This is a genomic window from Achromobacter sp. FW305-C-30-7, from assembly GCF_058783105.1.
Map to the genome: position 1 here is coordinate 129,054 of NZ_JBYSYI010000006.1, position 17,593 is coordinate 146,646.

Annotated in this window: 17 protein-coding genes; 8 read left to right on the forward strand and 9 right to left on the reverse strand. The window is 68.6% G+C overall.

Features of this window, described 5'->3' with window-relative positions:
• Positions 1-4 precede the first annotated feature (4 nt).
• Together AC3WOB_RS20445 and AC3WOB_RS20450 are read right to left on the reverse strand one after the other, a co-directional pair.
• Positions 5-1,177, reverse strand: a complete 1,173-nt coding sequence (locus tag AC3WOB_RS20445) for a thiolase family protein (protein WP_492276020.1) — start codon at positions 1,175-1,177, stop codon at positions 5-7.
• A complete protein-coding gene (locus AC3WOB_RS20450; RefSeq protein ID WP_041654914.1) occupies positions 1,174-1,578 on the reverse strand; it encodes a Zn-ribbon domain-containing OB-fold protein in 405 nt (134 codons plus the stop codon). Before AC3WOB_RS20450 ends, AC3WOB_RS20445 begins: the two co-directional genes overlap by 4 nt.
• Before the next feature lie 196 nt (positions 1,579-1,774).
• Here AC3WOB_RS20450 and AC3WOB_RS20455 point away from each other — a divergent pair, with 196 nt between their 5' ends.
• Genes AC3WOB_RS20455 through paaG form a run of 3 tightly spaced genes read left to right on the forward strand, consistent with a single transcriptional unit; the run spans position 1,775 to position 4,928 of the window.
• Positions 1,775-2,965 (forward strand): acyl-CoA dehydrogenase family protein, encoded by a 1,191-nt coding sequence (locus AC3WOB_RS20455; RefSeq protein WP_492276021.1) that lies wholly within the window; start codon positions 1,775-1,777, stop codon positions 2,963-2,965.
• A 35-nt stretch (positions 2,966-3,000) separates the two neighbouring features.
• Positions 3,001-4,113 carry an acyl-CoA dehydrogenase family protein gene (locus AC3WOB_RS20460; RefSeq protein ID WP_492276022.1) on the forward strand — a complete coding sequence of 371 codons (1,113 nt, stop codon included), beginning with the start codon at positions 3,001-3,003 and terminating at the stop codon, positions 4,111-4,113.
• Positions 4,110-4,928, forward strand: a complete 819-nt coding sequence (gene paaG / locus AC3WOB_RS20465; protein WP_492276023.1) for a 2-(1,2-epoxy-1,2-dihydrophenyl)acetyl-CoA isomerase PaaG — start codon at positions 4,110-4,112, stop codon at positions 4,926-4,928. Before AC3WOB_RS20460 ends, paaG begins: the two co-directional genes overlap by 4 nt.
• A gap of 16 nt (positions 4,929-4,944) precedes the next feature.
• Here the strand turns inward: paaG and AC3WOB_RS20470 are convergent, their stop codons facing one another.
• Positions 4,945-5,838 (reverse strand): LysR family transcriptional regulator, encoded by an 894-nt coding sequence (locus AC3WOB_RS20470; RefSeq protein WP_013391634.1) that lies wholly within the window; start codon positions 5,836-5,838, stop codon positions 4,945-4,947.
• A 150-nt stretch (positions 5,839-5,988) separates the two neighbouring features.
• On the opposite strand from AC3WOB_RS20470, the gene AC3WOB_RS20475 reads away from it, so the two are divergent.
• Genes AC3WOB_RS20475 through AC3WOB_RS20490 form a run of 4 tightly spaced genes read left to right on the forward strand, consistent with a single transcriptional unit; the run spans position 5,989 to position 9,768 of the window.
• Positions 5,989-6,819: an HTD2 family dehydratase gene (locus AC3WOB_RS20475; RefSeq protein ID WP_013391635.1), complete on the forward strand. Its 831-nt coding sequence runs from the start codon at positions 5,989-5,991 to the stop codon at positions 6,817-6,819.
• Positions 6,816-8,009: a CaiB/BaiF CoA transferase family protein gene (locus AC3WOB_RS20480; RefSeq protein WP_013391636.1), complete on the forward strand. Its 1,194-nt coding sequence runs from the start codon at positions 6,816-6,818 to the stop codon at positions 8,007-8,009. The genes AC3WOB_RS20475 and AC3WOB_RS20480 overlap by 4 nt, the downstream gene beginning before the upstream one ends.
• Positions 8,006-8,839: an HpcH/HpaI aldolase/citrate lyase family protein gene (locus tag AC3WOB_RS20485; protein WP_013391637.1), complete on the forward strand. Its 834-nt coding sequence runs from the start codon at positions 8,006-8,008 to the stop codon at positions 8,837-8,839. Before AC3WOB_RS20480 ends, AC3WOB_RS20485 begins: the two co-directional genes overlap by 4 nt.
• 32 nt (positions 8,840-8,871) lie before the next feature.
• Entirely contained in the window at positions 8,872-9,768 is an 897-nt protein-coding gene (locus AC3WOB_RS20490) for a sugar kinase (protein ID WP_492276024.1), read from the forward strand.
• 7 nt (positions 9,769-9,775) lie between these two features.
• Here AC3WOB_RS20490 and AC3WOB_RS20495 read toward each other — a convergent pair whose 3' ends face one another.
• Genes AC3WOB_RS20495 through hda form a run of 4 tightly spaced genes read right to left on the reverse strand, consistent with a single transcriptional unit; the run spans position 9,776 to position 13,029 of the window.
• Positions 9,776-10,264 (reverse strand): 2-amino-4-hydroxy-6-hydroxymethyldihydropteridine diphosphokinase, encoded by a 489-nt coding sequence (locus tag AC3WOB_RS20495; protein ID WP_207473708.1) that lies wholly within the window; start codon positions 10,262-10,264, stop codon positions 9,776-9,778.
• 3 nt (positions 10,265-10,267) lie between these two features.
• Complete coding sequence (pcnB, locus tag AC3WOB_RS20500) at positions 10,268-11,632, reverse strand: polynucleotide adenylyltransferase PcnB (protein ID WP_492276025.1); 1,365 nt, start codon at positions 11,630-11,632, stop codon at positions 10,268-10,270.
• Positions 11,633-12,331: an HAD family hydrolase gene (locus tag AC3WOB_RS20505; protein ID WP_013391641.1), complete on the reverse strand. Its 699-nt coding sequence runs from the start codon at positions 12,329-12,331 to the stop codon at positions 11,633-11,635.
• A complete protein-coding gene (gene hda / locus AC3WOB_RS20510) occupies positions 12,328-13,029 on the reverse strand; it encodes a DnaA regulatory inactivator Hda (RefSeq protein ID WP_013391642.1) in 702 nt (233 codons plus the stop codon). Before hda ends, AC3WOB_RS20505 begins: the two co-directional genes overlap by 4 nt.
• 440 nt (positions 13,030-13,469) lie before the next feature.
• Here hda and purM point away from each other — a divergent pair, with 440 nt between their 5' ends.
• Complete coding sequence (gene purM / locus AC3WOB_RS20515) at positions 13,470-14,519, forward strand: phosphoribosylformylglycinamidine cyclo-ligase (RefSeq protein WP_013391643.1); 1,050 nt, start codon at positions 13,470-13,472, stop codon at positions 14,517-14,519.
• A 61-nt stretch (positions 14,520-14,580) separates the two neighbouring features.
• On the opposite strand, the gene miaA is transcribed toward purM, so the two are convergent.
• Positions 14,581-15,549: a tRNA (adenosine(37)-N6)-dimethylallyltransferase MiaA gene (gene miaA / locus AC3WOB_RS20520; RefSeq protein ID WP_013391644.1), complete on the reverse strand. Its 969-nt coding sequence runs from the start codon at positions 15,547-15,549 to the stop codon at positions 14,581-14,583.
• A gap of 2 nt (positions 15,550-15,551) precedes the next feature.
• On the reverse strand, positions 15,552-17,501 hold the full coding sequence (mutL, locus tag AC3WOB_RS20525) for a DNA mismatch repair endonuclease MutL (RefSeq protein WP_492276026.1): 1,950 nt from the start codon (positions 17,499-17,501) through the stop codon (positions 15,552-15,554).
• Between the last annotated feature and the right edge of the window lie 92 nt (positions 17,502-17,593).

Below are 17,593 nucleotides of genomic sequence, written 5' to 3' on the forward strand. Positions count from 1 at the left end.
TCGTTCAAAGCGTGGCCTGGGTGCCCAGGATGGCGGTGGATTGGCTGGACAGGGTGCCGCCGTTGCCGTGCACCAGGGCCAGGTGAGCATCGGCGACCTGGCGCGCGCCGCATTCGCGGCGCAGTTGGCGGACGGCCTCGATCATGATGAAGACGCCGTACATGCCGGGATGCACGCAGCACAGCCCGCCGCCGTTGGTGTTGACCGGCAGCGTGCCACCCGGAGCGATGGCGCCGCCGGCGATGAAATCCTTGCTTTCGCCCTTGGCGCAGAAGCCCAGGTCTTCCAGGAACAGCAGGGTGTTGATGGTGAAGGCGTCGTACAGCTCCACCACGTCGATGTCCTTGGGCGCCACGCCCGCCATCTCGAAGGCCCGCTGGCCGGACTCGGCGGCGGCGGTCACGGTCAGGTCTTCCATGGACGAGATCTGGCGGTTCCAGACCGCGGTGGCGTTGCCCAGCACGTAGACCGGCGGGCGCGGCAGGTCGCGGGCGCGCTCGGCGCGCACCAGCACGTAGGCGCCCGCGCCGTCGGTGACCAGGCAGCAGTCGCGCACGCTGAGCGGGTCGGACACCATGCGGGCCGAGAGGATCTGCTCCAGCGTGGCGGGCTCGCGCAATTGCGCTTCGGGGTTCAGCTGGGCCCATTGGTTGGCGGCCAGTGCCACCTGCGCCAGGTGCTCGCGGCGCGTGCCGTACTGATGCATGTGGCGCGCGGCGGCCAAGGCATAGGACGACAGCGGGCTCAGCGGTTCGTAAGGCGTTTCGTAGGGCTGCGGATCGAACTGCTTGCGGACCCGGCCGATCTCGGCGCGGCTCAAGGTGGAGGTGCGCTGCGTGCTGCCGTAGCAGACCAGCACCGCGTTGCACTGGCCGGAGGCCAGCGCATGCAGCGCCGGCAGCAGGTGCGCCACGAAGCTGCTGCCGCCCAGCATGGTGCTGTCGATGAATGTCGGACGGATGCCCAGATGTTCGATCACCGGCATGGCCCACATGGGCGCGGCCACGCTGGCGGTGCAGATGCCGTCGATGTCGCGCATGCTGAGGCCGGCGTCCGCGACCGCGCGCTGCGCGGCCTGCACCAGGATTTCCATTTCGGTGTAGCCCGTGGCCTGACCCAGGCCCGCGTGGCCGACGCCCGCTACCGCCACGGCGCCGCGCAGATCGTTCAGCGTCATGGCGCCTCCTTGTTGGGAATGAAGACCACCAGGCCGTGACCGGCCTGCTGTGTTACCTGCGCGCGCACCTGCATGCCGATATGCACGGCGTCTGGCGCCACGCCCTCGACCCGGCTCATCAGCCTGACGCCTTCCCGCAGGTCGATCAGCGCCACGTTGTAGTCGCCGCCCGCCTCGGGCTTGCGGCGCACCACGGTGGTGGAATAGACCTCGCCGCGCCCGTCGGGCGTGGCCCAGGCGAGCTTGTCCGCGCCGCAATGGGGGCAGATCATGCGGGGATAGAACACCGCGCGGTCACAGCCGGCGCAATGCTGGATGAGGAAGCGGCCTTGGTCCAGCGCCTGGCGGTACTGCGCTTCGACGCCTTGCGGCGCGGCAGCCTGGTGATCGGGAACGGTCATGATGCCTACGGGTTCCAGTGGATGACGCTTGCAAGTGTCGGCACTGGCGGCGGGTTCGGCCATTCTTCATTGCTGAAGCTGGCCTTCTGCCGGCCCGTAGTGGGGCGCCCTATGTCCAGCGCGAAGCCCGTCTTCGGAAGAGGCAGATTGTCCGGTGCGCCGGGCCGTGGCTAGATAACGGAAAAGGAGCCCGACCATGAATCTGACCTGGACGCCGCAAGAGCGGCTATTCCGCGAAGAAGTGCGCGCCTTCGCCACGGACAAGCTGCCGCAGGACATCCGCGACAAGGTGCTGCGGCACCAGCGGCTGGAGCGCGACGACTATGTGCGCTGGCACAACATCCTGGCCGACCAGGGCTGGGGCGCGCCGAACTGGCCCGTCGAACATGGCGGCACCGGCTGGAACGCCTTGCAGCGGCTGATTTTCGAGGTGGAATGCTTCAAGGCCGGCGCACCGCGCCTGTTGCCCTTCGGCTTGTCCATGATCGGCCCGGTCCTGATGAAGTACGGCAGCGCCGAGCAGCAGGCCAGCCTCCTGCCGCGCATCATCCGCGTCGAGGACTGGTGGTGCCAGGGCTACTCCGAGCCGGGCTCGGGGTCCGATCTTGCCTCGCTCTCGACCCGCGCGGTGCGCGATGGCGACGATTACATCGTCAACGGCCAGAAGACCTGGACCACGCTGGCGCAGTACGCCGACTGGATGTTCTGCCTGGTCCGCACCGATCCCGAGGCCCGCGCGCAGCGCGGTATTTCGATGCTGCTGCTGGACATGCGTACGCCGGGCGTGACCGTGCGTCCCATCCGTACGCTGGACGGCGGACACGACGTGAACGAGGTCTGGCTGGAAAACGTGCGCGTGCCGGCGGCCAATCTGGTGGGCGTGGAGAACCAGGGCTGGACTTATGCCAAGTACCTGCTGGGCCATGAACGCACCGGCATCGCGGGCCTGGGCCATTGTCACCGTGAGCTGGGCATCCTCAAGCGCATGGCTGCCGACGCGAGTTCCCGCGGCAAGCCGCTGCTGTCGGACAGCCGGTTCCGCGACCGCATTTCGCGCATCGAGGTCGACATCATGGCGCTGGAAATGCTGCTGCTGCGCGTGGCGTCCAGCAACGACGGCACGCCGGGGCCGGAAGCCTCGGTGCTGAAGATCCGCGGCTCCGAGATCCAGCAGGACCTGGCCATGTTGCAGATGGAGGTGGCGGGGCCGGACGCCTGGCCCTACGACCCCGATTGGCTGGAGGCCGGCAACGGCTACGGCGGCCCGGGACCGGAAATGGCGGCTGCGGCCGGCGCGGGCTATGCCGATATGCGCAAGACCTCGATCTACGGCGGCACCACCGAAGTGCAGAAGGGCATCATCGCCCGCCTGGTGCTGGGCCTGTAGGCCCGGTCTCGCGCAACCCGACAGGAATACGACGCATGGATTTCATCTATACCGAAGAACAGCGCATGCTGGCCGACAGCCTGCGGCGCCTGGTGGACCAGGAATGGACGCACGCGCGCCGCCGCGCCCGCCAGGCTGCGGGCAAGCTGGATGCCGACGCGTGGGCCGCGCTGGCGGAGCTGGGCGTGCTGGGCCTGACCATTCCGCAGGATTTCGGCGGGTTCGGCGAAGTGCCGGCCAGCCTGCTGCCGGTGCATGTGGAACTGGGCCGCGGGCTGGTGTCCGAGCCGGTCATCCCCAGCGCGGTCATGGGCGCGGCGCTGCTGGACGCCTGCGGCGGCGAGGCGCGCGGCCTGTGGCTGCCGGCCATCGCCTCGGGCGACGCCATCGTCAGCGTGGCGTACCAGGAACCCGGCCGCCGCTATGACGCCGATCCGCGCGATTGCCGCGCCGCCAAGACCGCCGAAGGCTGGCGCCTGGACGGCGTCAAGCATCTGGTCTGGCACGGCGCCGCGGCCACGGCATGGCTGGTCAGCGCGCGCGGCGATGATGGCCAGTCCTTGCTGCTGGCGGTGCCGGCCGGCACGGCGGGTGTGCAGCTCACCGATACGCCCACGCTGGACGGCGCGCGCTGCGCCCGGCTGGATCTGAAGGCGGTCAGCCTGCCGCCCGACGCCTTGCTGGCCGAGGGCGCCGCCGCGGACGAGGCCCTGGCCCAGGCGCTGCAGTGGGGCACGGCCGCGCTGTGCGCGCATGCGGCGGGCGCGATGGAGCGGCTGCTGGAGATCACCGTCGACTATCTCAAGGCGCGCAAGCAGTTCGGCCAGCCGCTGGCCTCGTTTCAGGCCTTGCAGCATCGTCTGGCGGAGATGCTGGTGGCCAAGGAGCTGGCTTTGTCCATGGCCTATGTGGCGGTGGCGGCCCTGACCGAAACCGACGCTGCCCAGCGCCGCCGCATGATCGCGTCGGCCAAGCTGGAGGCCGCGCGCGCCGGACGCCTGGTGGCGCAGATGGCGGTGCAGCTGCATGGCGGCATGGGCATGACCGACGAACTGGACGTGGGCGACTACTTCAAGCGGCTTACCGTGGTGGACCAGTTGCTGGGCGATACCGCCGAGCAACTGGCCGTGCTGGAGGAACTGGCATGAGCGCGGCGGCGACCCAGGCCGACGGCGGCTATACCCAGATCCGCTTCACGCTGGAACGGGGCGTGGGCGTCATCATCCTGAACCGGCCCGACCGGTTGAATAGCTTTACGGAAGTGATGCATGCCGAACTGGCGCGAGCGCTGGACGTGATGGAGTCCGACGGCGGCCTGCGCGGCCTGATCATCACCGGCGCGGGACGGGGTTTTTGCGCGGGCCAGGATCTCGGCGAGCGCAAGCCGGCCGAGGACGGCGAACGCCGCGATCTGAGCCTGATCCTGGAAAAATGCTATCGGCCCCTGATCACCCGGCTGCGCGCCTTGCCCGTGCCGGTGGTGTGCGTGATGAACGGCGTCGCGGCGGGGGCGGGCGCCAGCCTGGCGCTGGCTTGCGACGTGGTGTTCGCGGTGGAGTCGGCGCGCTTCATCCAGGCCTTCAGCAAGATCGGTTTGCTGCCGGATGCCGGCGGCACCTGGTTCCTGCCGCGCCTGGTGGGCTCCGCCCGGGCCATGGGCGCGGCGCTGTTTGGCGAAGCGCTCAGCGCCCGGCAGGCGGAAGCATGGGGACTGATCTGGCGCGTGGTGCCGGACGAGGCACTGGCGGCGACGGTGGCGGAAGTCAACGATACGCTGGCGGCCGGTCCTAGCCGCGCCTATGCGGCCACCAAGGCCGCGCTGCACGCTTCCAGCGGCAATACGCTGGCGCAGCAGTTCGATCTCGAATGCCGCTTGCAGCGCGAACTGGGCTACACCGACGACTACCTGGAAGGCATGCGGGCGTTCGCGCAAAAGCGCCCGCCGGCATTCACCGGCACCTGAGGCTTGCGGGCGGCCTTCAGGGCGCCCGCGGCGCCTGAATCTGTTCGATGAGTTCGCGCGCGCAGCCCGGCAGGGCGTCGATGTCGCGCACCAGCAACTTGCGTTCGCGCACCACCCAGGGTTCGTCCAGCTCGACCACGCGCAGCTTCATGTCGGCGCCATAGCGCCGCGCCGCGGAGTCGGGGATGACGCCAATGCCGACGCCTGCCTGCACCATCCGGCAGATGGAATCGAAGCTGTAGAGCTGGATGCGCTGGGGCAGGCGCTGGCCGACCTGGTCCAGCTGGTCGCGCAGGAAGGCGACCAGGGTGGAGCCTTCGTGCATGGTGATGAAGGGATAGCGCACGGCCTCGGCCAGCTTGATCTTTTCCTGGTCCTGCAGCGGATGGCCGTTGGGCACCACCAGCACCAGCTTGTCGGTGCTGAAGTGGATGGTCTGCAGATCGGGGGCGTCCACCGGGCCGGCCACGATGCCCAGGTCGGTGGTGCCGTCCAGCACGCCGCGCACGATATCGCGGGTCAGGCGTTCCTGCAGGTCCACGGTGACGCCGGGGTGGGCGGACAGGAATTGCGCCAGGATATCCGGCATGAACTCCGTGACCGCCGTGGTGTTGGCGAAGATGCGGATGTGGCCGGCGTCGCCGTCGGCCTGTTCCTGGAAGTCATGTTTCAGGTGGTCCACCTGGCGCATGATGACTCGCGCGTGCTGCAGCAGCTTCTGGCCCGCAGGCGTGATTTCCACGCCACGGCTGTCGCGGTACAGCAGGCGGGTATTGAGCTGGTTCTCCAGCGCCTTGATGCGCACGCTGACGGCCGCCAGGGACAGGTGCGCCCGCTTGGCCGCCTGGGTCAGGCTGGGGGATTCGGCGATGTGGATGAACAGGCGTAGGTCGGCGAGGTCGAAGTGCATGGGCCATATATTACGGCGCGCGGCGGCGGGCCGGGAGGCGGACGCCCGATTCAGGCGGCGCAAACCCCGCCTTGAGCAAAAACGAATTCACAAGCGGGACGGCTTGCGGGCATGCTTCAGTCTGGAAAAACCCCAGCAGAGGATATCGGCATGACATCTACAGATCCGGCCGCATGGATCGGCAGCGGTGAACGCAAGACGGACGCCATGGACCCCGGCCATGCCGCGCGCATCGCGGCCACCCTGGGCGGCCCCGCGCCGGCCCAGGGCGATGCCTTGCCGCCGCTGTGGCAATGGGCGTTCTTCATCTCCACGGTGGACATGGACGGGCTGGGGACGGATGGCCATCCGGCGCGCGGCGGCTTCCTGCCGCCGGCCCAGGACCGCAACCGCATGTGGGCGGGCGGCCGGGTGGAGTTCCGCCAGCCGCTGAAGGTTGGCGTGCCCGCGGAACGCGAGTCCACCGTGATCGACGTCAAGGAAAAAGCGGGGCGCACCGGCGCGCTGCTGTTCGTGACGGTGCGGCATGAGTTCCGCCAGGAAGGCGTAGTGGCCATCCACGAAGAACAGGACATCGTCTACCGTCAGCCGACCCCGCCCAAGCTCAGCGGCAGCGAGCCCGCGCCGCAGGCCCAATGGCGCGATACCGTCGAGCCGTCGCCGGTGCTGCTGTTCCGCTATTCGGCGGTGACCTTCAACGGCCATCGCATCCATTACGACCATCCCTACGTGACCGGGACCGAGGGCTATCCCGGGCTGGTGGTGCACGGTCCGCTGATCGCCACGGAGATGGTCGCCGCCTTTACCCGGGCCCACCCGCAGGCGCGCCTGACCCATCTGGCGTATCGCGGCCTGCGTCCGCTGATTGCGCCCACGCCCTTCCAGGTGGCTGGCCGCTTGACCGAACCGGGCGTGGCCCAGCTCTGGGCCGAGCAGGACGGCACGCTGGCCCACCAAGCTGAACTGAGGTTTACCGAATGAGCATCGAGGCCCCCCGTCCCCTGGACGGCATCACCGTCGTCAGCCTGGAACACGCCATTGCCGCGCCGTTCTGCACCCGCCAGCTGGCGGACATGGGCGCGCGCGTCATCAAGATCGAACGCCCCGGTGGCGGCGACTTCGCCCGCGGCTACGACGAGCGCGTGCGCGGCCTGTCCTCGCATTTCGTCTGGACCAACCGGTCCAAGGAAAGCCTGACGCTGGACCTCAAGCGCGAGGAGGCGGGCGGCGTGATGGAGCGCCTGCTGGAGACGGCCGACGTGCTGGTGCAGAATCTGGCGCCAGGCGCCGCCGCGCGCCTGGGCCTGTCTTTTGATGCCCTGCACAAAAAGTACCCGCGCCTGATCGTCTGCGACATCTCGGGCTACGGCGAGGGCGGGCCCTACCAGGACAAGAAGGCCTACGACCTGCTGATCCAGAGCGAAAGTGGCTTCCTGTCGGTGACCGGTACCAAGGACGATCCGGTCAAGGCCGGCTGTTCCATCGCCGACATCTCCGCCGGCATGTACGCCTATTCCGCGATCCTGAACGCCTTGCTGCTACGGCAGAAAACGGGCCTGGGCAGCCGCCTGGACGTCTCCATGCTGGAAAGCATGGTCGAGTGGATGGGATTCCCCATGTATTACGCGTTCGAGGGCGGCACGCCGCCTGTGCGCGCGGGCGCGGCGCACGCGTCCATCTATCCCTACGGCCCGTTCCCCGTGGGCGACGGCGCCACCATCATGCTGGGCCTGCAGAACGAGCGCGAGTGGCGCGTGTTCTGCGCCCAGGTGCTGCGCCAGGCGGAACTGGCGGAAGACCCGCGCTTCATCTCCAATTCGCTGCGTACCGCCAACCGCGATGACTTGCGCGCGCTGATCGTGGCTGCGTTCGCCGACTTGTCCATCGAACAGGTGACGCAGCGGCTGGAAGACGCGCAGATCGCCAACGCTCGCGTCAACGACATGGCTGGCGTCTGGGCGCACCCGCAGCTACAGGCCCGCGGCCGCTGGAGCCAGGTCGACAGCCCCGCAGGCGTTCTGCCCGCGCTGCTGCCCCCGGCCAGCAGCAACGCCTTCGCGCCGCGTATGGCGGCGGTGCCCGCGGTGGGCCAAAACACCGATGCGGTGCTAGCATCATTGGGATACGCGCCCGATCAGGTGGCGCAGTTCCATGCATCGGAGGTCGTGTGACGCATCCCGTTGTCCGTAGCGCGCTGTTCGTGCCGGCTTCGCGCCCCGAGCGCATTCCCAAGGCGCTGGCGGCCGGGGCCGACGCCGTCATTGTCGATCTGGAAGATGCGGTGGAGCATCTGGCCAAGGCCTCCGCGCGGGAAGCGCTGTGCGATTTCCTGGGGACGAATCCCGGCGCGCGGCTGTGGGTGCGGATCAACGATGCCTCTACCTCCTGGCACGACGACGACCTCAAGGCCTGCCGCGGCAAGCCCGGGGTGGCCGGCGTGCTGCTGCCCAAGGCCGAAAGCCTGGCGCAGGTGCGCCACGTGGTCCAGGCGGGGCTGCGCGTGATTCCCATCCTGGAAAGCGCCCAGGGCATACTCAATGTTGCTGAAGTCGCCGCCACCCCCGGGGTCGAGCGCCTGGCGTTCGGCAGCCTGGATTACGGCCTGGACTTGGGATTGACACCCGATACGCCGGGCGCGGAGACGGTGCTGGACCAGGCGCGCGTGCAGGTGCTGCTGCACAGCCGCGCGGCCGGCCTGGCGCCGGCCCTGGACGGCGTATTCCCGGGCGTCCAGGATCAGTCGGGGCTGGCGCACGCCGCGGCTCGCGCGCAGCAGATGGGGTTCGGCGGCATGCTGTGCATCCATCCCACGCAGGTGCCGGTGATCCATGCGGCCTTCGTGCCTGCGGCGCAGGAACTGGCATGGGCGCGCCGCGTCATCGCCACGCACCGCGACACCTCGGCCGGCACCTTCATGCTGGACGGCAAGATGGTCGACGCGCCCGTCATCGCGCGCGCGCGGCTGGTGCTGGCGCAGGCGGGCGAAACCACCGGTTTCTAGGCCGGTTCCGATCACTTCTTTCCGGCAGGTCTATGAGCGAAGCGCTCTTCATCGGACATACTTATATCGACGTCACCGTGCTGGCGGACGAGTGGCCCACGGGCGATGAAAAAAGCGTGGCGCGCGACTACGCCGTGTCTTTCGGCGGCAATGCGGTGACGGCGGCGTTTGCCTGCGCGCGGCTGGGCACGCCGCCCGATCTGATCTGCTCGCTGGCTTCGGATTGGCTGGGCCACATGTACACGGACATGGCGGCGGCGCACGGGGTCTCGCTGCATGCGCGCAAGGTGGGCCGGTCGTCCCTGTCCTTCATCATGCCCAATCACGGCAAGCGCGCCATCGTGCGCGCGCGCGACGTGGACTACCTCAACGATTTTCCCAGGCTGGACATCGGCGGCTATCGCGCCCTGCACCTGGACGGCCATCAACCGGACGCAGCCCTGCATTACGCGCAGGCCTGCAGGCAGGCGGGCGTGCTGACCTCGCTGGATGGCGGGGGCGTGCGCGAGAACACCGATGAATTGCTGCGCTATATCGACGTGGCGGTCTGCGCGGAGCGCATGTGCGAACAGTTGGGGCTCACGCCGCAGGGGCTGCTGGATCTGCTGAAGGCCCGCGGCTGCCGCATAGGCGCCGTGACCATGGGCGAGCGCGGCATGCTCTGGTACGACGAAGCGGGGACAGTGGCGGTGCTGCCCGCGCTGGAGGTGCCGGCCGCCAGCATCGTCGATACCTCGGGGGCCGGGGACGTGTTCCACGGCGCCTACGTCTGGTCCTATCTGAACCGTCCGGAGTTGCCCTGGGTGGAGCACTTCACGTTCGCGCGCGCCGCCTCGTCCCATAAGATCCAGCATCTGGGCAATGAAGCGGGCCTGCCGCAGGTCGAGGACGTGGAGCGCGCGATGATGGCCTACGCGCCGAAGGCGTAGCGGGCGCTCAGTCCGCGATGCGTGCTATCGGCTGGTCGTGGATCGCGCCGATCCAGTCGCCGATGGGCTTGCCTTGCAGCGACAGCCCGGGAGCCAGGTCGCGCAGGGGCATCAGCACGAAGGCGCGCAGGTGCATGCGGGGATGCGGCAGGACCAGCCGTTCGTGGTCCAGCGCGGTGTCGCCGTACAGCAGCAGGTCCAGGTCCAGCGTGCGCGGCGCGTTCTTGTAGGGCCGCTCGCGGCCATGCAGATTTTCCAGCGCCTGCAACGCGTCCAGCAGGGCCAGCGGCGCCAGGCGCGTGTCCAGCGCTGCCACGGCATTGGTGAAATCCGGTCCAGAGGCTTCCACCGGCGCGGTGCGATAGAACGGCGATGCTGTCACCGCCACGATGCCGTCGGTTTCCCGCAGTTCGGCCAGGACGCGGCGCAGGGTCGCTGCGCCGTCGCCCAGGTTGGCGCCCAGACCGACATAGGCGCGGACGAGGGCTGTGGACATGGCTCAGTCGGCGCTCGGCGTGCCGCGCGACGGCGAACGGCGCGGGCGGCGGCGCTTGCGCGGGGCGGCGGCCGGCGCATCGCCGGCTTCGCGCGGCTGGCGGGCCACTTCTTCGATCATCTCGCTGCGGGTGACGTCGTCGGCGTTGGCCAGGTCCATCCACCATTGCGCCAGCACGCTGTCGAATTCGCCGGCGGCGGCGCGCAACTGCAGGAAATCGCAGGCGGCGCGGAAGCGCGGCTGCTCGATCATGCGGTAGATGGTCTTGCCCATGCGGCGTTCGAAACGCGGCTGCATGAACCAGATCTCGCGCATGTCCGACGAGAAGCGGCGCTGGATGGCGAGCTTTTCTGTCTGTTCGTCCAGCACTGAATCGGCGGCCTGCGACAGCGCGGGAATGGTGTGTTCGCCCTGCGCCCGCAGCTGCTTCCAGCGCGCCTCGACCTGCTGCCATAGCAGCGCGGCGAACAGGAAGCTGGGGCTGATGGTCTTGCCGGAGCGCACGCGCGCGTCGGTGCGTTCCAGCGCCAACTCCACGAAATGTTCGCCGCCGGGCTGCTCCAGCACCACGTCCAGCAGGGGCAGGAGGCCCTTGTGCAGGCCGTCGGCGCGCAGCTGGCGCAGGCAGTCCATGGCATGGCCGCAGGTCAGCAGCTTGAGCATTTCGTCGAACAGGCGCGAGGCCGGCACGTTGTCGATGAGCTCGGCCATGGTGCTGATGGGCTGGCGCGTGGCCGGGTCTATCGTGCCGTTGAGCTTGGCGGCGAAGCGCACGGCGCGCAGCATGCGGACCGGGTCTTCGCGATAGCGCCTGGCCGGGTCGCCGATGATGCGGACCTGGCGCTTCTTGAGGTCGGCCACGCCGTTGTGGAAGTCGATGACTTCCTCGTTGTGCGGGTCGTAATAGAGCGCGTTCATGGTGAAGTCGCGGCGCGCCGCGTCTTCTTCGTGCGAGCCGAACACGTTGTCGCGCAGGATGCGGCCGTGCTCGTCGGTCTCCTGGTCTTCCGAGGCGGGCGCGCGGAAGGTGGAGGTTTCGATGATTTCCTGGCCGAAGACCACGTGCACCAGCTGGAAGCGGCGGCCGATGATGCGGGCGCGGCGGAACAGCGGGCGGATCTGCTCGGGCGTGGCGTTGGTGGCCACGTCGAAGTCCTTGGGCTCCAGGCCCACGATCAGGTCACGCACGGCGCCGCCGACGATGTAGGCGTCATAGCCATGCTGGCGCAGCACCTCGCAGACCTTGATCGCGTGGCGCGAGACGTTGCGGCGGTCGATGCCGTGTTTGTCGCGCGTGATGCGCAACGGCCCCCGGGGCGCCGGCGCGAACAGTCGGCCGACGAATTTTTTTATGGTTTCAGTGATCATTTAGGACTTCGAATCTTCCATGTGGTCGAACAAGTCGATCACTTGCCAGCCGCGTTCCTGGGCGATGCCGCGCAGGGTGGGGCTGGGGTTGGCGGCGATCGGACGGGTCACTTTTTCCAGCAGCGGTACATCGTTGACCGAATCGCTATAGAAAAACGATTCCGAAAAATCCGCAAGCCCCAATCCCATGCCGGCCAGCCAGTCGTTGACGCGCACCACCTTGCCTTCCTTGAAGCTGGGCGTGCCCAGGATGCGGCCGGTGTAGCGCCCGCGCAGGTATTCCGCGTCGGTGGCCACGAGGTGGGGCACGCCGAAGGCGCGTGCGATGGGGGCGGTGACGAAGCTGTTGGTGGCCGTGACCACCGCGCACAGGTCGCCGGCTTCCAGGTGCGATTGCACCAGGTCGCGCGCGGCGGGCGTCATGGACGGGCGGATCACTTCTTCCATGAAGGCTTCGTGCCAGGCCGCCAGGTCATAGGGCGTGTGCGCGGCCAGCAGTCCGAGCATGAACTCGGCGGCCTGCTCGGCGGTGAGTTCGCCGCGGTTGTAGCGATCCATCAGATCGTCGTTCTGGCGGCGGGCTTCGGCGGGATCCCCGGCGCGGCCCGTGCGTGCCAGATAGTCGGCCCATTGGTAGTCGCTATCCAGCGGCAACAGGGTGTGATCCAGGTCGAACAGGGCGAGACGTCGGGAGGTCATGTGCGTTGTGAATCAGGGTCTGCGAGCATGGCCCGCAACAGAGGCAGGGTGATGGGACGGCCGGTGGCCAGGGAATAACGGTCCAGCGCGTCGATCAGCTCCGCCAGCTTGCGGATGTCGCGCTCGTGGTGCGTGAGCATCCAGTTGATGATTTCGGGCGCCAGGTGCATGCCGCGCTCGGCCGCCTGGGCCGACAGGGCGGCCAGCTTGTCGGCGTCGGACAGTGGGTCCAGGCGGAACACCAGGTCCCAGCCCAGGCGCGTGCGCAGGTCCTCGCGCAGCGGCATCGACAGCGGGGCGCGGTCGCCCGCCAGCGCCAGGGCGAAGGCGCGACCGGTGGCGGCGGATTCGCGCCAGCGGTTGTAGAGCGCGAACAGGGCGGCCTGGCGGCTGTCGTTCATGCGGTGCACGTCGTCAACCGCGACGAACTTGGGCATGGGCGACTTGGAATCGGCTTCGGCCAGGCGGCGCAGCATGTTTTCGCCCGTTTCGGCGTCGATATAGACGGCGTCGGGGCGGGCGGTCAGCGCGCGCAGCAGATGGGTGCGGCCGCAGCCCGCGGCGCCCCAGATGTACAGGGCGCGGCCCGGAATCAGCGCGCGCACCGCCGCCAGCGCTTCCCCGTTGGGGCCGGCGATATAGTTGTTCAGCGATGGCGCTGGCGCGGGGAGAACGTCGAGCAGCAGCTGGCGGTTCATGGAAGCTTACAGGGTGCCGAAACGAGGCGGGTAGTACTGGTCAATACAGCTATGGGTCAATACAGCAAATCAAGACAGGCTGGCCGGGCCCGACGCCTGTGGAGTCGTTAAAACCCTTGGGGTCAAAACCTTGGGGTCGAAACCTCCGGGTCAAAACCTCCGGGTCAAAACCTCATACACTGGCAAAATCAATACCGGCCAACCCTACACTTTAAACCACCTCGGGTTACGGTGTCGCGTCCAGGGCCCTGGACTGGCTTGGGTTTGCGCCGATTCCGCCCTTCTTGCCGGCCTGGCCGGGCGCACCTGGGTTCGTTCCGGTCCGAACCGCTTTCACGGCGCCGCGGCGGGGACGATCCCTGCTTGCGCCCGCAACATCGTAAAATGCAGGGCGTTCCACCCAAATCCCAGCAATTGTTACATACCCCACGGCATTTCTCATGACGAATCAACCTACCGCCCCTCTGACCTACCGCGATGCCGGTGTCGACATCGACGCAGGCGACGCCCTGGTCGACCGTATCAAACCGCTTGCGGCGCGCACCATGCGTCCCGGGGTGCTGGCCGGTATCGGCGGCTTTGGCGGCCTGTTCGAAGTGCCGAAGTCGTACAAGGAACCCGTGCTGGTCTCGGGTACCGACGGCGTGGGCACCAAGCTGCGCCTGGCGTTCGACTGGAACCGCCACGACACCGTGGGTATCGACCTGGTCGCCATGAGCGTCAACGACATCCTGGTGCAAGGCGCGGAACCGCTGTTCTTCCTGGACTATTTCGGCTGCGGCAAGCTGTCGGTGGATACGGCGGCCGCGGTGGTGGGCGGCATCGCCAAGGGCTGCGAGCTGTCGGGCTGCGCGCTGATCGGCGGTGAAACCGCCGAAATGCCGGGCATGTACCCGGACGGCGAGTACGACCTGGCCGGTTTCGCGGTGGGCGCGGTCGAAAAGTCCGCCATCATCACCGGCCAGTCGATCAAGACGGGCGACGTGGTGCTGGGCCTGGCTTCCAGCGGCGCGCACTCCAACGGCTATTCGCTGCTGCGCAAGATCCTCGAACGCGCCAACGCCAAGCCCGACGACGATTTCCACGGCCAGCCGCTGGTCGACGTGGTCATGGCGCCGACCCGCATTTACGTGAAGCAGGTGCTGGCCGCGCTGGCCAAGCACGGCGCAGCCATCAAGGGCCTGGCCCACATCACCGGCGGCGGCCTGCTGGACAACGTGCCGCGCATCCTGCAGCCCGGCCTGTCGGCCCAACTGCACCGCGCCAACTGGGAAATGCCCAAGCTGTTCCAGTGGCTGCAACAGCAGGGCCAGGTCGAGGACACCGAGATGTATCGCGTCTTCAACTGCGGCATCGGCATGGTGCTGGTGGTGGATCCGGCACAGGCCGAAGCCATCGCGGCCACGTTGCGCGAGCAGGGCGAGACCGTCAGCACGCTGGGCGAAATCGTCGAGCAGAAGGAAGGCATGGCGCAGACCTTCGTGGTGTAAGCCTGGGTCTGCTCAACGAAAAACCGCGCCACGGCGCGGTTTTTTTGTGCCTGCCGGCTGGCTAGGCCCGTTCCGCCAGGGCGATGGCCATCGCGTCTATGGTCTGCGCCACGGCATCCGCCGCCAGGCAGTCGACGATGACGCGCTCGGGTTGCGCGCGCAGCCAGGTGATCTGGCGCTTGGCCAGCTGGCGCGTGGCGGCGATGCCTTGTTCGCGGGCCGTGGCCAGGTCGACCTCGCCATCCAGGTGGGACCACATCTGCCGGTAGCCCACGCAGCGCACGGAAGGCAGACCGGTGTGCAGATCGCCCCGGGCGCGCAGGGCGCGCACTTCATCGAGCAGGCCGCGGTCCAGCATGGCGTCGAAGCGTTGCTCGATGCGGGCATGCAGGGCGGCGCGGTCGGAGGGTTCCAGGCTGATGGTGAGGTACTGGTTGCCCTGGTCGGCGCGCGGGCGCTGGCCGCGCAGCAGCAGGGCGGACATGGGCTGGCCGGACAGCATGCAGATTTCCAGCGCGCGCTGGATGCGCTGGCTGTCGTTGGGCGCCAGGCGCGCGGCGGTGGGCGGGTCCAGCAGCGCCAGTTCGGCGTGCAGCGCGGGCCAGCCCTGGGTGGTGGCGCGCGCTTCGAGCTCGGCGCGCAGCGCCGGATCGGCCTGGGGCAGATCGTCCAGGCCGTCGCGCAGCGCCTTGTAGTACATCATGGTGCCGCCCGCCAGCAGCGGGATGCGCCCGCGTGCGCGGATCTCGTCGATCAGGCGCAGCGCATCGGCGACGAAGTCGGCGGCGGAGTACGACTGGATGGGATCGAGGATGTCCAGCAGATGCTGCGGCACCAGCGCCTGTTCTTCTGGCGAGGGCTTGGCCGTACCGATGTCCATGCCGCGATAGATCGTGGCCGAATCGACGTTGACGATTTCCAGCGGCCAGCGTTCGGCCAGCGCCAGGGTGGAGGCGCTTTTGCCGGCCGCGGTGGGGCCGGCCAGGCAGATCACCAGCGGCGCCGCGTTGGGGGAGGAGGACGGCGACAAACTTATTGCCCGCGCAGGAAGAGCTTGTCCAGGTCGGACACCGACCACTGGATCCAGGTCGGGCGGCCGTGGTTGCACTGGTCGGCGCGTTCGGTGGCTTCCATCTGGCGCAGCAGGCCGTTCATCTCTTCGATGGTGAGCTTGCGGTTGGCGCGCACGGAGCCGTGGCAGGCCATGGTGGACAGCAGTTCATTGCGCTGTTCGGTCAGCAAGCGGGAAACGCCCACCGCGCCGAGATCGCGCAGCACGGCGCGGGCCAGCGTTTCGATGTCGCCGCGGGCCAGGATGGCCGGCACGGAGCGCACGGCGATCGAGGTGGGGCCGGACGGACGCATTTCGAAGCCGAGTTCGTTCAATTGCTCTTCGAATTCCTCGACCAGCGCCACGTCCTTTTCCTGGGCGTGGAACACCACGGGCACCAGCAGGTCCTGGCGCGGCAGGCTGCGCGCGTCCAGGGCGTGCTTGAGCTGTTCGTAGACCACCCGCTCATGCGCGGCGTGCATGTCCACCAGCACGATGCCGCGGCGCGTCTGCGCCAGGATGTAGATGCCGTGCAGCTGCGCCAGCGCCATGCCCAGCGGATGTTCCTCGTCGGCGGGCAGGGCGGTGGCGGGAGCGGGCGCGGGTTCGCGCAGCGGCGCCGTCTTGGCGGCCGAGTCGTCGTCGAGCGGCCGGTAGAGCGATTGCCAGTCGGCGGCCGGGATGCCGGCGGGTTCGGCATGCAGGCGGAACGGGACCTGGGTGTGTGTGCGCTGCGGCGCGGGCGAGGGCCGCAAGCCGTAGGACGACGATGAGCCGCCGCCGTTGTAGGCGGGCCTGGGCGTGTCCGTCATGGGGCTGGCGGGCGCATAGGGTGCGGTCTGCGGGGCGGCGCCCGCTGCTGCTGGAGCAGGCCGCGCCACGGTTTCGAAGCCGGCGTCGTCGGCGTCGTCGTTCTGCGCCGGAGCTACAACGGCGGACGCGCCGCCGGTCTGCGCCAGCGTCTGGCCGACCGCGTGGGAAACGAACCGATGCACCGCGCCGCTGTCGCGGAAGCGGACCTCGTGCTTGGCCGGGTGCACGTTCACGTCCACGGCGGCCGGGTCGATGTCCAGGAACAGCACGTAGGCGGGCTGGCGATCGCCGTGCAGCACGTCCGCGTAGGCGGCGCGCAGGGCATGGCTGACGGTGCGGTCGCGCACGTAGCGGCCGTTGACGTAGAGATACTGGCGGTCCGCGCGCGCGCGGGCCGCGGTGGGGCGCGTGATCATGCCCGCCAGGCTGACCGTGCCGACCGAGTGCGACAGCAGCAGGCCGTGCTCGGCGAACTCCGCGCCCAGCACGTCGCGGATGCGCTGCGGCGGTTCGGCGGGCAGCCATTGGCGCTGCGCGCGGTCATGGTGGAACAGGCGGAAGGCGATCTGCGGGTGCGCCAGCGCGATGCGCTCCATGGCGTCGACGCAATGGCCGAATTCGGTGGCTTCGGAACGCAGGAACTTGCGGCGTGCCGGCACGGCGTCGAACAGCTGGCGCACGTCGACGGTGGTGCCCGGCGGGCCGGACGCGGGACTGACCTGCATGCTGCCGGCATCGATCTGCCAGGCGTGCTCGCCGTCGCGGGTACGGGAAATGATGGTGACCTGGGCCACCGAGGCGATGGAGGCCAGGGCTTCGCCGCGGAACCCCATGGACGCCACCGATTCCAGCTCGTTCAGGGAGCGGATCTTGCTGGTGGCGTGGCGCGCCAGCGCCAGCGGCAGTTCCTCGGGCGGAATGCCGCCGCCGTCATCGGTCACGGCGATGCGGCGTATGCCGCCGCCTTCCAGGCGCACTTCGATGGCGCGTCCGCCGGCGTCGATGGCGTTTTCAAGGATTTCCTTGAGCACGGACGCCGGCCGTTCGATCACCTCGCCGGCGGCGATCTGGCTGATCAGCAGGTCGGGAAGCGCAAGAATGGAGCGGCGTTCGGTCATGTGGCTGGCGTTCAGGTATGGCTATGTGGATGATTTTAGCGTCATGGGCGGGTGGGCTATAGTCGCGGACTGATATCCCATTCCGCTGGCAG

Excerpts from the sequence above, each read along its gene's own strand:
- hda (WP_013391642.1), bottom strand. The coding sequence starts at position 13,029 with ATGAACCGCCAGCTGCTGCTCGACGTTCTCCCCGCGCCAGCGCCATCG.
- AC3WOB_RS20475 (WP_013391635.1), top strand. The coding sequence starts at position 5,989 with ATGACATCTACAGATCCGGCCGCATGGATCGGCAGCGGTGAACGCAAG.
- pcnB (WP_492276025.1), bottom strand. The coding sequence starts at position 11,632 with ATGATCACTGAAACCATAAAAAAATTCGTCGGCCGACTGTTCGCGCCG.
- AC3WOB_RS20505 (WP_013391641.1), bottom strand. The coding sequence starts at position 12,331 with ATGACCTCCCGACGTCTCGCCCTGTTCGACCTGGATCACACCCTGTTG.
- AC3WOB_RS20490 (WP_492276024.1), top strand. The coding sequence starts at position 8,872 with ATGAGCGAAGCGCTCTTCATCGGACATACTTATATCGACGTCACCGTG.
- AC3WOB_RS20470 (WP_013391634.1), bottom strand. The coding sequence starts at position 5,838 with ATGCACTTCGACCTCGCCGACCTACGCCTGTTCATCCACATCGCCGAA.
- AC3WOB_RS20450 (WP_041654914.1), bottom strand. The coding sequence starts at position 1,578 with ATGACCGTTCCCGATCACCAGGCTGCCGCGCCGCAAGGCGTCGAAGCG.
- paaG (WP_492276023.1), top strand. The coding sequence starts at position 4,110 with ATGAGCGCGGCGGCGACCCAGGCCGACGGCGGCTATACCCAGATCCGC.
- AC3WOB_RS20480 (WP_013391636.1), top strand. The coding sequence starts at position 6,816 with ATGAGCATCGAGGCCCCCCGTCCCCTGGACGGCATCACCGTCGTCAGC.
- purM (WP_013391643.1), top strand. The coding sequence starts at position 13,470 with ATGACGAATCAACCTACCGCCCCTCTGACCTACCGCGATGCCGGTGTC.
- AC3WOB_RS20460 (WP_492276022.1), top strand. The coding sequence starts at position 3,001 with ATGGATTTCATCTATACCGAAGAACAGCGCATGCTGGCCGACAGCCTG.
- AC3WOB_RS20455 (WP_492276021.1), top strand. The coding sequence starts at position 1,775 with ATGAATCTGACCTGGACGCCGCAAGAGCGGCTATTCCGCGAAGAAGTG.
- AC3WOB_RS20445 (WP_492276020.1), bottom strand. The coding sequence starts at position 1,177 with ATGACGCTGAACGATCTGCGCGGCGCCGTGGCGGTAGCGGGCGTCGGC.
- mutL (WP_492276026.1), bottom strand. The coding sequence starts at position 17,501 with ATGACCGAACGCCGCTCCATTCTTGCGCTTCCCGACCTGCTGATCAGC.
- AC3WOB_RS20495 (WP_207473708.1), bottom strand. The coding sequence starts at position 10,264 with ATGTCCACAGCCCTCGTCCGCGCCTATGTCGGTCTGGGCGCCAACCTG.